General features: G+C 29.9%; 12 protein-coding genes. 11 read left to right on the forward strand and 1 reads right to left on the reverse strand.

The window, feature by feature from the left end:
• Positions 1-268 precede the first annotated feature (268 nt).
• The 7 genes from mgtA to EYR00_RS04520 all read left to right on the forward strand — a co-directional run bounded on the left by mgtA (position 269) and on the right by EYR00_RS04520 (position 7,371).
• Positions 269-2,929, forward strand: coding sequence for a magnesium-translocating P-type ATPase (gene mgtA, locus EYR00_RS04490; protein WP_003534681.1), 2,661 nt, complete (start codon positions 269-271; stop codon positions 2,927-2,929).
• A gap of 47 nt (positions 2,930-2,976) precedes the next feature.
• Complete coding sequence (locus EYR00_RS04495) at positions 2,977-4,167, forward strand: AI-2E family transporter (RefSeq protein ID WP_003534678.1); 1,191 nt, start codon at positions 2,977-2,979, stop codon at positions 4,165-4,167.
• A gap of 104 nt (positions 4,168-4,271) precedes the next feature.
• The gene (locus EYR00_RS04500) at positions 4,272-5,186 is read left to right on the forward strand and encodes an alpha/beta fold hydrolase (protein WP_008791933.1); all 915 of its coding nucleotides are present in this window, start codon (positions 4,272-4,274) and stop codon (positions 5,184-5,186) included.
• A complete protein-coding gene (locus EYR00_RS04505) occupies positions 5,179-6,123 on the forward strand; it encodes an isochorismatase family protein (protein WP_040434032.1) in 945 nt (314 codons plus the stop codon). Before EYR00_RS04500 ends, EYR00_RS04505 begins: the two co-directional genes overlap by 8 nt.
• Before the next feature lie 61 nt (positions 6,124-6,184).
• Positions 6,185-6,775 carry a CDP-alcohol phosphatidyltransferase family protein gene (locus tag EYR00_RS04510; protein WP_003534672.1) on the forward strand — a complete coding sequence of 197 codons (591 nt, stop codon included), beginning with the start codon at positions 6,185-6,187 and terminating at the stop codon, positions 6,773-6,775.
• Positions 6,756-7,136 (forward strand): hypothetical protein, encoded by a 381-nt coding sequence (locus tag EYR00_RS04515; RefSeq protein ID WP_003534671.1) that lies wholly within the window; start codon positions 6,756-6,758, stop codon positions 7,134-7,136. The genes EYR00_RS04510 and EYR00_RS04515 overlap by 20 nt, the downstream gene beginning before the upstream one ends.
• Positions 7,137-7,185: 49 nt before the next feature.
• Positions 7,186-7,371 carry a LiaF transmembrane domain-containing protein gene (locus EYR00_RS04520; RefSeq protein WP_008791930.1) on the forward strand — a complete coding sequence of 62 codons (186 nt, stop codon included), beginning with the start codon at positions 7,186-7,188 and terminating at the stop codon, positions 7,369-7,371.
• Positions 7,372-7,400: 29 nt separating this feature from the next.
• On the opposite strand, the gene EYR00_RS04525 is transcribed toward EYR00_RS04520, so the two are convergent.
• Positions 7,401-8,285 carry a TraB/GumN family protein gene (locus EYR00_RS04525; RefSeq protein ID WP_008791929.1) on the reverse strand — a complete coding sequence of 295 codons (885 nt, stop codon included), beginning with the start codon at positions 8,283-8,285 and terminating at the stop codon, positions 7,401-7,403.
• 202 nt (positions 8,286-8,487) lie between these two features.
• On the opposite strand from EYR00_RS04525, the gene gpmI reads away from it, so the two are divergent.
• From gpmI to EYR00_RS04545, 4 genes are all read left to right on the forward strand, one after another.
• Positions 8,488-10,005, forward strand: coding sequence for a 2,3-bisphosphoglycerate-independent phosphoglycerate mutase (gpmI, locus tag EYR00_RS04530; protein ID WP_003534668.1), 1,518 nt, complete (start codon positions 8,488-8,490; stop codon positions 10,003-10,005).
• Entirely contained in the window at positions 10,005-10,520 is a 516-nt protein-coding gene (locus EYR00_RS04535; protein ID WP_003534667.1) for a thioredoxin family protein, read from the forward strand. The genes gpmI and EYR00_RS04535 overlap by 1 nt, the downstream gene beginning before the upstream one ends.
• An 8-nt stretch (positions 10,521-10,528) precedes the next feature.
• The gene (locus EYR00_RS04540) at positions 10,529-11,419 is read left to right on the forward strand and encodes a zinc ribbon domain-containing protein (RefSeq protein WP_003534663.1); all 891 of its coding nucleotides are present in this window, start codon (positions 10,529-10,531) and stop codon (positions 11,417-11,419) included.
• A gap of 190 nt (positions 11,420-11,609) precedes the next feature.
• On the forward strand, positions 11,610-12,314 hold the full coding sequence (locus EYR00_RS04545; protein ID WP_003534662.1) for an alpha/beta hydrolase: 705 nt from the start codon (positions 11,610-11,612) through the stop codon (positions 12,312-12,314).
• Positions 12,315-12,322 lie beyond the last annotated feature (8 nt).

A 12,322-nucleotide genomic window follows, 5' to 3' on the forward strand; every position in this document is an offset into this window, starting at 1 on the left:
GAGGCTTTTATTTTGTGGAGGTGAAGAAAATGGATGATTATTTATCGATGAATTTTAAAAGATGGCTTTTTGATGATGGGATAATTACGTCCATTTTCGCCTAGCCATCTTAATGATGGCTTTTTCTATATCTAAAATTTTGAAAGGAGAAAAAGAATGGAAGAGCATGGCCGGTATGACAATGATGTTTATAAGTCCCGAATAATGGCGATGCCATTCTTTAGGATAGTTTTGTCATACTCTAAAATTTAATTTGGAGGGTATAACAATGAGAAGATTTAATTCAATTAATGAGAGATTAGTTTTTGCGAGTGAGAATAAAACTAATCAAGTTTTAGATAGTTTTGAAACAAATAAAATGGGAATCACGAATGAAACAGTCAAACATCATAGTGATGAATTTGGTAAAAATATTATTACTAAACAAAAAAAAGATTCTATATTAAAAAAAATATTTAACGCTTTTATAAATCCATTTACTGCAATTTTATTAATACTAGCAGTAGTATCTTTATTTACTAATGTGATTTTTGCAGAAACTAGTGAAAAGGATCCAACTACAGTAATCATTATTGTAGTTATGGTAATGATATCTGGAATATTACGCTTTATTCAAGAACAAAGAAGTGGGAGTGCAGCAGAGAAGCTGATTGCAATGATTTCAAATACTACAAATATTAAACGATATGGACAAGAAGCAAAAGAGATTCCAATTGATGAAGTAGTTGTTGGTGATATTGTATATTTGAGCGCAGGAGATATGATTCCTGGAGATTTGAGAATTATTGAAGCTAAAGATTTATTTATTAGCCAAGCAAGTTTAACAGGTGAAAGTGAACCAGTTGAAAAATTCGCAATTGAAACAACTGTAGGGACGAATGTGCTTGAAGCACAAAATCTGGCTTTTATGGGAAGTGATGTAATTAGCGGAAGTGCTGTCGGTGTGGTAATTGCGACAGGTGATGAAACTATGCTGGGAAGAATTTCTATTGATTTAAATAAAAAGAGAGAATTAACAACTTTTGAAATTGGAATTAATTCTGTATCGTGGCTTTTGATTCGTTTTATGTTAGTTATGGTACCTGTTGTTTTATTTATTAATGGATTTACTAATGGAGATTGGTTAGATGCAAGTTTATTTGCATTAAGTGTTGCTGTAGGTTTGACACCTGAAATGCTTCCGATGATCGTCACAACTAGTCTTGCTAAAGGCTCTCTTGCAATGGCTAAGGAAAAAACTATAATTAAAAATTTAAATTCAATTCAAAATCTTGGTGCTATTGATATTCTTTGCACAGACAAAACAGGAACTTTAACACAAGATGAAGTAATTTTAGAATTTCCTTTAGATGTTCACGGGAAAATTGATTTAAGAGTTTTGCGACATGCATTTTTGAATAGTTATTATCAAACAGGATTAAATAATCTAATGGATAAAGCAATTATTAATAGTACGTTGGCTGAACAAGATAATGATTCGAGCTTAAAAGATTTAACAAACAAATATGAAAAAATTGATGAGATTCCATTTGATTTTCAACGACGAAGAATGTCTGTTATTATTCAGGATCAAGATGGTAAAGTACAGATGGTTACAAAAGGAGCAATTGAAGAAATGCTCAGTGTTTGTAGATATGTTGAGTATCTTGGTAAAGTTTGGCCGTTAACACAAAAATTAGAGAAAATAATTATCAATCAAGTTGAACAACTTAATGAAAAAGGTTTACGGGTCTTGGGAGTGAGTCAAAAAACAGATCAGGATTTAGTACAAAAATGTACCGTTAGTGATGAAAAAGATATGGTTTTAATTGGATATTTAGCTTTTCTAGACCCTGCAAAAGAATCAACAGCCCCAGCGATAAAAGCATTGAAGGAACATGGTGTAGCAACAAAAATTTTGACAGGAGATAATGAAAAAGTAACTAAAGCAATTTGTCAAAAGGTAGGATTGAATGTTGAAAATATTTTATTAGGCCAAGATGTTGCAAAGATGGGCTTGGATAAACTGAAGGAAGTTGTAGAAACAACAACAATTTTTGCAAAATTATCACCGGAACAAAAGGCACTGATTATTAAAGTTTTAAAAGAAAATGGACATAGCGTTGGATATATGGGCGATGGTATTAATGACGCATTAGCTCTAAAGGCAAGCGATGTAGGAATTTCTGTTGATAGTGGAGTAGATATTGCTAAAGAAGCAGCTGATGTAATTTTATTAGACAAAGACTTAATGGTTCTTGAAAAAGGATTGGTTGAAGGCCGCAAAGTTTATGCTAATATGATTAAATATATAAAAATGACGGCCAGTTCTAATTTTGGTAATATGTTTTCAGTTTTAATTGCAAGTGCATTTTTACCATTTTTACCAATGGCACCAATTCAGTTATTGTTGCTAAATTTAATCTATGATATTGCTTGTATAACCTTACCGTTTGACCGTGTTGACGAGGAGTATTTAAAAATCCCTCGAACATGGGAAGCATCATCAATTGGAAGATTTATGTTATGGATGGGACCAATTAGTTCAATTTTTGATATTATGACATATGTATTGATGTTTTATTTTATAGCCCCAATAATGGCTGGAGGAAGTTATCAATCATTAACAAATCCTGATTATTTCATTGCAGTTTTTCAAACGGGCTGGTTTATTGAATCAATGTGGAGCCAAATTCTTGTTATTCATTTAATTAGAACAGCAAAAGTACCATTTATTCAAAGTAAACCTGCCCTATTTGTAACGATTTTTACATTATTATCTGCATTTGTTTTAACGCTTATTCCATTTAGTCACTTAGCTAAAGCAATTGGGCTTACTAGTTTGCCAGCTTATTATTTTGGATTATTAATAATAATTGTTATTTTATATATTGTATTGACAACAGTAGTTAAACGTGTTTATCTAAATAAATATCACGAATGGTTATAAAATGTATGATAAATATGTTATAATCAAGCGGAATAAGGAGTGATTAGATGCGTAATTTTAATTTAGATGATGATTTGAAACGTCATGTTAAACCTGGATTGATAATTTCAGCGTTTACAGTTTTTTTGATATATTTACTTATGAATTTAGGTAATATTTATGGAATGATCAGTACGTTGTTAGGGACGCTGGTATATTTGTTTTATGGGATTATTATTGCATATATTCTCAATCAGCCTATGAAGCTGATTGAAAAACAAATTACAAAATATTGTACAAAAACTAGTTTTTTATATCGAAAAAAAAGAGGTTTATCAATAATTGCAACACTGATACTATTTATTTGTTTAATTGTTTTGATTGCTAGTATCGTAATTCCAAATTTAATAAGCAGTTTAATTTCATTGATCAGTAATACTTCTGCTTTTCTAACATCAGTATTTAATAACATCGATGATATATTTATCTATTTCAATATTGATTTTAGAATGGAAAATATTGCTAGTGTTAAAGATTTAATCAATATGCCTTGGCAAGATATGGTTGGTCAAGCACTAGACATCCTAACTAGAAGTGCTGGGGGAATCATGAATAATGCAACAAATTTTTTATCTACATTTGGAGTAGTATTTACAGGATTTATTTTTTCTCTATATTTGCTTGGAAATAAGGAAACTTTTTTACGACAATTAAGAAAAGCAATTGGAGCACTTTGTGGTTATAAAGTTACTTGTGTAATTTTTGATTATGCACATAAAACTAATGAAGTTTTTTCAAATTTTATCAGTGGTCAATTGGTTGAAGCTTGTATTTTATGGGTGTTGTACTATGTAACTATGAAGCTGTTTAATTTTCCATACCCTGAATTGATTGCTACAATTATTTCAATATTTTCATTTGTTCCATTTTTTGGTCCAATTGCCGCAATGTTTGTAGGTGCAGTCTTAATTTTATCAAAAGATGCTTTGATGGCAATTTGGTTTATGGTATATTTTCAGATTTTATCACAGTTAGAAGATAACTTCATTTATCCGCGTGTTGTTGGAAACTCAGTTGGCCTACCTGGAATTTGGGTTTTATTATCAATTTTTGTTTTCGGTGATTTATTTGGTGTATTTGGAATGGTCATTGCGGTTCCTAGTGCTGCTTGTTTATATTCATTAGCCAGTGAAGTAATTAATATGATTCTAAAGAAGCGGAAGCTAGTTATTACTGAAAATACAATTGAACAAAAATGATTACCTGCATAATTTGCAGGTTTTTGTTTATTTAGATAAAAATAAGAGTTTGTTTAGTTTATTCAAGCAATCAATATGATATAATCATGAAAAGGAGAAAAACGATGGAGTATCTAAAAATTAATTCAATATCTGATAAATTACCTTTAGACGTAATTGTTTCAGCGCCGGAACACCCAAAAGCAATTTTTCAGATTGTTCATGGTATGTGTGAGCATAAAGAGCGTTATTTAGATTTTATTGAATATTTAAATGACTGTGGATATGTTGTTATCATACATGATCATCGTGGACACGGAAAAAGTGTTTTAGATGAAACTGATTTGGGTTATTTTTATGGTGAAGGTGCCCGTGCAATCGTTGAAGATGTTCACCAATTAACTAATTATATTAAGAAAAAATATCCAAATTTACCAGTTTGTTTATTTGGGCATTCAATGGGTTCTTTAGTTGTAAGAAATTATATTCAAAAGTATGATCATGAAATTAATGCATTAATAGTTTGTGGCAGCCCAAGTAAAAATAAATTAGCCGGATTAGGAAAGTTATTATGCAAAGCGATAGCAATGGTCAAGGGGGATAAGTATCATAGTAAACTATTACAGAAAATGTCTTTTGGTGCTTTTAATAAGGGCTTTGATAAGCCAAATGAATGGATTTGCAGTAACAGCCAAGTAGTTGATGAATATAATAATAATCCGCTGTGTACCTTCACATTTAGTGTAAATGGATTTTATAATTTATTAAGTTTAATGCAAAATACATATAAAAATATAGATTATGAAGCAAATAAAAAACTACCAGTCTTATTTATTTCTGGCAAAGAAGATCCTTGCTTGATTAATGAAAAAGCATTTAATAATGCTGTAACTCATTTAAAAAAACAAGGCTATCAACATGTGATTTCAATTTTATTTGAGCATATGCGCCATGAAATTCTCAATGAAAAATATAAGGAAACTGTGTATTCAACGATTACGACTTTTTTAGTTGATACAATGGAGGAAAATGATGCGTAAAAGATGTTTATTAATAATTGATGTTCAAACTGCTTTGACGAGCCAGTATCCAGTAGATGAAAATAAGATGATCGAGCATATTCGAAAACTAATCAGGGTATGTCATAATCAACATCTCGAAATCGTCTATGTTCGTCATCATGATGAGGAATTGATTTTAAATAGTGATGGTTGGCAAATAGATTCACGGATTACTCCGAGACAAGATGATAAAATTTTTGAAAAGGAATATAATAGTGCATTTAAAAATACAAATTTAGATGCATATTTAAAATCACAGGGAATTCAAGATCTGATTATCGTTGGTATGCAAAGTGAATATTGTATTGATACTAGTATTAAAGTAGCATTTGAATTAGGATATAGAGTTATTGTTCCAAAAGATGCTACAACGACTTTTGACAATGATATAATAAGTGGAAAAGTGTTAAAGCAATATTTAGAAGAAAAGATTTGGAAGAATCGATTTGCTCAAGTTATAGAAGTTGATACATTATTAATGATGATAGAATCTAAGTTGGATTTTAAATTTAGTTATGGTAAAACATCTTTTAAAGATGCAGCTTTAATTCGCCAAGCTGTATTTGTTGAAGAACAAGGCTTTGAAAAGGAGTTTGATAAGCTTGACAATACTGCGTATCATCTGGTGATTTATAAGGATGAGCAGCCGATTGCGGTTGGACGAATGTATTTTAAAGATAAGACAACAATGATCTTAGGAAGAATTGCAGCGATCAAAGAATATCGTGGGCAAAAATTAGGAAGTAAGGTTGTCACTGCTTTAGAGAACAAAGCTAAAGAATTAGGCTGTCTTGAAACTGAGTTGTCAGCTCAACAGCAGGCTCAGAAATTTTATGAAAAATTAGGATATAAACCTGATGGAGATATGTATTATGATGAGTGGTGCCCGCATGTTACAATGAAAAAGATACTTTAAATCTTCTATCATTGACTTATTTAATAAGTTAACTATAATTATGTAAAAAGAGGGATAGAAGATGAATATGAAAGATAAAACAAAGTTATTTAATATACCAAATTGCTTATGTTATTTTAGAATTTTATTAATACCAGTATTTTTATTTGTGTATTTTAATGCACAATGGCAACATCATTATATTATTGCAGCATTTATTCTTGTGCTTTCAGGTATTAGTGATTGTTTAGATGGTTATATTGCAAGAAAATATAATATGATTACAGATTTTGGAAAATTAATTGATCCGATTGCTGATAAATTAACACAATTTACAATTGCGATTACTTTGTTATTTACATATCCCTTAGCTTGGGTGTTATTAATAATAATTGTATTGAAAGATGGAATGTTAGGAATTGTTGGATTATATTTATATGATTATGGCTTAAAAATAAAAGGAGCTTCATGGTGGGGGAAAATTGCAACAGCTTATTTTTATTTTGTTGTAATAATTCTTATTGGGTATCACATTCCTGATACTTTTGCTAGTCAGTTAATGATTATCACTAGCAGTGCATTAATGTTATTGTCATTTGTGTTATATGCAAAAGAATTGAAACAAATGATTAAGGAAAAGGATAAGCTTGTAGATGAACAAAAGAGAAATTAAAGAAGAATGTTACTTGGATATGCTTGAAGATGAGTTAAATAGTGTCGATGCCGTTTTGAATCATATTGAAAAAGTTGAAATAAAAGAAGGTATCTTTGATGAACATGTTATCCAAAAAGATTTAATTAGAGCATATTTTGATTTAGAATTAGCGTTAGCAAGTTTATGCATTTTACTTAGAAAAATGTCTGAAAACTTGTTTATTCATATTGATGAGGACATACGTCGGGATATTAATAGTATTATTCATTCTAATAAATTTGAATATCATGATCATGATAGAATTTATGTATATTCACAAAAAGGTAAAGAACCTGTAGATGTAAATAATTTATTACGGTTTGCACGTTCTATCCTCTAATCGACAAATTCATTTGATTGCCCTTGCTATGATAATGGGGGTGATTAAAATGGACTTTAGAAAGAATGCGGGAATTGTATTAATTATTTTAGGAATGATTTTAACCATGGATCGAACTAAAGACTTTCAAGGAATAGTATCAACGATTGCATACTATATAAAAGGCTACTGGCCTTTGATTCTCTGTTTTATTGGAATGTACATTTTAAGTTCGCCAAAGAAAAAGAAAAAATGAGGCCTAGATAAATTCTAGACCTTTATTTTTTAACCTAATTTTTCTACTTTATAACCGGCTGCGCTTAACGATGTTATTAATCCTAAATCACCAACAACATGACCTACACCAACGCCGATGAAAACGACTTTATTTTGATTTAAATATTCTATTATTTTAGCTTGCATAGTTTGGTTACGGTCAATTATTAATAATTGTTGATAATTTTGATATTCTTGTTGATATTCATTATCTGGTAGTTCTTGATAGCTGTATATTGTCGCTAATGTATCAAGATCATGATTATAATAACTGTCAAGGATCAATTTTGTACTTTTGATTAATTGTTGTCGATCTTTTAAGGATTCTAAAATTGCGTGAGGTGATTCTTTAGATAATTGTGAAAATAATTGCATCTGAAATTCAATTCCTTCCATTTCTTCAAAAGGAATCTTTTTACTTCTGGTGAGATTAAAAAGGTAAGCATCAATGGAAGTGCTATTATTGCCATCTACTTCGTCTAGAATATCAGAGGTTACTAAAGAACTTACTGCCATAGCATTAAATTCATTAACACGGTATTTTTTTAGTGTAGGATAGTTTTCTTTTAATTTAGGAATATAGTTAATCAAATCTAGTTCACCTAAACTGTTTTCTAAAAGATAATTTTGATATTTAGCAGTTTCATTTTGATCTAATGAACATTCTAAAACAATACTTTGACTATCCTTGATTGCTTTTTCGGTAGTTATATCAAGTTTATCAATTTGATCACGACCAGGATGACAGGTTCCTAATAGATAAAGATAGTGATTATTATTGTCACTAATTTTATAGAGATATGGACTGACATCAACAGTTTTAGTAGTTGCTCTTTTATCAATACTACAACCACACAGCATAAAAACGAGTAATAAACATAATAATTTTTTCATAGCATTTCCCCTTTATTATTTATATTATAATTATATAACTATATTATTTATATATCAATATATTATAGAAATATAAAACTATTTTAACTGAAGAGATTTTGTTAGTAAAAAGTTATTAAATTTAGATTATTTCAAGTATTTCTTGTTTGATTATTGTAGTTAAACAAGTTATAATGGTTCATGAAAATGGAGGAATTAGATAATGAAAAAAAGACCAATTGTATTATGTATTTTAGATGGATACGGATTAAGTGAAAGAATTGATGGAAATGCAGTTAAACTTGCAAATACACCAAATATAGATGATTTAGAAATGATTTATCCAACAACAAGAATTAAAGCTTCTGGAATGCCTGTCGGATTACCTGATGGACAAATGGGTAATAGTGAAGTTGGACATTTAAATATTGGAGCTGGAAGAACAGTTTACCAATCATTAACTTTAATCAATAAAGCTGTTGAAGATGGAACATTCTATAAGAATGCTGAATTCTTAAAAGCAATTAATAATGCCAAAGAAAATAATACTAAATTACATATTTGGGGATTATTATCAAATGGTGGAGTGCATTCTTCAAATGAACATATCTATGCCTTATTAAAATTAGCTAAACAAGAAGGTTTAGAAAAAGTATATGTACACGCATTTTTAGATGGTCGTGACGTTGCTCCTGATAGTGGTGCTGATTTTGTTAAAGAATTAGCAGATAAAATTGAAGAAATAGGTGTTGGTGAAATTGCAACTGTATCTGGTAGATATTACGCAATGGATCGTGATAAGAGGTTTGATCGTGTTGAATTAGCGTTTGATGCTATCGTTAATCATAAAGGTGAAAGCTTTGAATGTCCTGTTCAATATGTTAAAGATTCATATGCTAAAGAAACTTATGATGAATTTGTAATTCCTGGATATAATAAAAATGTTGATGGACAAGTAGCTGATGGTGATTCAGTTATCTTTGCAAACTTTAGACCTGACCGTGCGATTCAATTAGCAACAGTGATGACTAATGATGGATTCTATGACCATGCATTTAATAATGTGCCAAAAAATTTAACATTTGTTTGTATGATGAAATATGCAGATAGTGTTAATGGTGCGATTGCTTTTGCTTTACCAAGTTTAACTAATACACTTGGTGATTATTTATCTGCAAAAGGTATGAAACAATTAAGAATTGCAGAAACTGAAAAATATGCTCATGTTACTTTCTTCTTTGACGGTGGTGTTGATAAGGAAATTGAAGGTGCTACTCGAGTGTTAGTAAATTCACCAAAAGTAGCTACTTATGATTTACAACCAGAAATGTCAGCATATGAAGTAAAAGATAAATTAATTGAAGAATTAGATAAAGATATTCACGATGTTGTTATTGTTAACTTTGCAAACTGCGATATGGTTGGACATACAGGAATTATACCAGCAGCAATTAAAGCTGTGAGTGTTGTTGATGAATGTGTAGGTGAAGTATACAATAAAGTTCTTGAATTAGGTGGAACAATGTTAATTACTGCTGACCACGGTAATAGTGAAATGTTGTTAGATGAAGATAATAACCCATTTACAGCGCATACTACAAATGAAGTGCCTTTAATTGTAACAAATTCTCATTTAGAATTAAAAGAGGGTGGAAAATTAGGAGATTTAGCGCCTACGATTTTACAATTATTAGGACTTGAAATTCCAGCTGAAATGGATGGAGAATCTTTACTTAAATAATGAAAAAATTATTAAGTTTAATTGTATGTGTATTAATGATTAGTGGATGCCAAGACGCATCCATTAATCGTATAAAAAAAGACAATAGTTTATCAGGTCTTCATGAAATTACTTATGATGAATTAGAAAACAAATTATCTAGTGATGATACTTTTGTTTTATATATTGGTCGTCCTGATTGCGGAGATTGTAAAGAGTTTCATCCGATTTTAACATCGTATTTAGAGGAAAATAAGGGTACTTATTTATATTATTTAAATATTCAGGCATTTCGTGATGCTGCCATGCAAGAGGGGGCATCTGAAAAAGAAATTGATTTTTATAAAAATATTCGTGAGGAGTTAGATTTTAATTGGACACCAATTTTAAAATTAGTTAATAAAGGTGAAACAATTAGCGAGTATACTTATCTAAGTGAAGAGTATTATGAAATAAAAGATGATACAAAAAAAGCCCAGGCAAAAGAAAAATTTGTGGAAAACTTTAAGACCTGGATGGCAAATATATATGAGTAGGTGATTGCATGAAACAATGTCCACATTGTAAAAAAAATATTCCTGATAGTGCCAAAGTTTGTCCTCATTGTGGTACACGCTTAGAAAAAGGCTATCAACCCATGAAAAGAACAAATACATTTCCTAATTATTTATACGGTATTTTAGCTTTAGTATTGATTTTCTCACCGCTGATTTCATCAATGTTATTTGGTAATTTTTTAGGTGACGGAACTGCAAGTAATACTGTTACTACACCGGATAAAGCAATTACACTAGGTCCACTAGGTGAGGTTAATATTAATAAAGAGGTAACAGAATATCAGTTTGGGAGTTTAAAAGATTTTGATAAACTAGTAACTAATAGTGATAGTTATGTTAAGAAGATCAAGCAGTTAGAAAATGATTTAACTGCAATTACTGATAAGTATGGTAAAACAACGATTGATAAAGATTATGATTTTTATGTAACTGATCAAAATAATGTTTATACAAGTCTGAATTATGATTTAAAGATTGGTAAAAATGAAACAATGTCAATTAGTTTTTCATATGACTTATCAGGAACAACTAATGCTGTTAATATAGGTTATACTATTAACGGCTTTAAAGATTTTGAAGCTATGAAAATCAACGAGCAAAGTTATCCGATGTTAAAAGAAATTGTTAAATTGATTAACGGTGATGATATGTATGTAAGTTTTAATAAAGCTGGAGAGAAGTTTAATCAATTAGAAAATGATTTTAATGAACGAAATGAAAGTATTGGTAATTATGGAATAGGAATCACTCAATCAGAAGATGATACAAAAGTGTCAATGAGAATTCTTTCAAGCGAAGATGGTTATCGATTAAAAATCACATATAAAACTAAAGCTGATATGAATAAATTAGTGGGTAATAGTAAAGGAACTGAATAATCAGTTCCTTTTTTGCTGTGCTGCGCACGACATAAAACTAGGTGATGAAAGCCCGCTGTGGAGGTTTCGTGCTACCAACCACCAGCCAAAGACAAGGCTGCAACATAAACTGTTGTAGTATTATTTTTTGCAAAAGCTAAATATTAAATTTGGACTATGTTATAATCATTGATAAGGAAGTGGTGGGAAGATGAAAAAGAAATATTTAAAAATTGATAATATCCCTGCAGTTATCTGGGGAGCAGGGAGTTCAAAAGTTTTTCTTGCAGTTCATGGGAATAAATCTAATAAAGAAGATATTGTTATAGAAATGCTAGCAAAGACAGCAGTAAATAGAGGATATCAAATAGTTAGTTTTGATTTGCCAAAACATGGGGATCGAGTATATGAAGATACTTTGTGTAATGCACAAAATTGTACAGAGGAATTATTAAAGATATATGACTATGTTAAAGGAAAATATGAAAAGATAAGTTTATGGGCCTGTAGCTTAGGAGCATTTTTTAGTTTATTAGCTTATCAATGTGTTAAATTTAATCAGTGTTTATTTTTATCACCAGTTGTTGATATGCAACGTTTAATTGAAAATATGATGATTTGGTTTGAAATAAATGAAGAAAAATTAAAAGAACAAAAAATGATTGAAACACCTATTGGGGAAACATTGTATTATGACTATTATTGCTATGTTAAAGAACATTCAGTCACCGAATGGAATAGTCAAACAATGATTTTGTATGGTGAAAATGACAATTTATGTGAATATGAATATATAAAGAAATTTGCCAGTCATTTTAATTGTGATTTAAAAATCATGGAAAATGGGGAACACTTTTTTCATCTAAAGAATCAACTAGAGTTTTATCAAAATTGGTTAGAAGAGAAAGTTAAATGAGGTGAAAA

Source organism: Thomasclavelia ramosa DSM 1402 (genome assembly GCF_014131695.1).
GTDB classification, from domain to species: Bacteria; Bacillota_I; Bacilli_A; order Erysipelotrichales; family Coprobacillaceae; genus Thomasclavelia; species Thomasclavelia ramosa.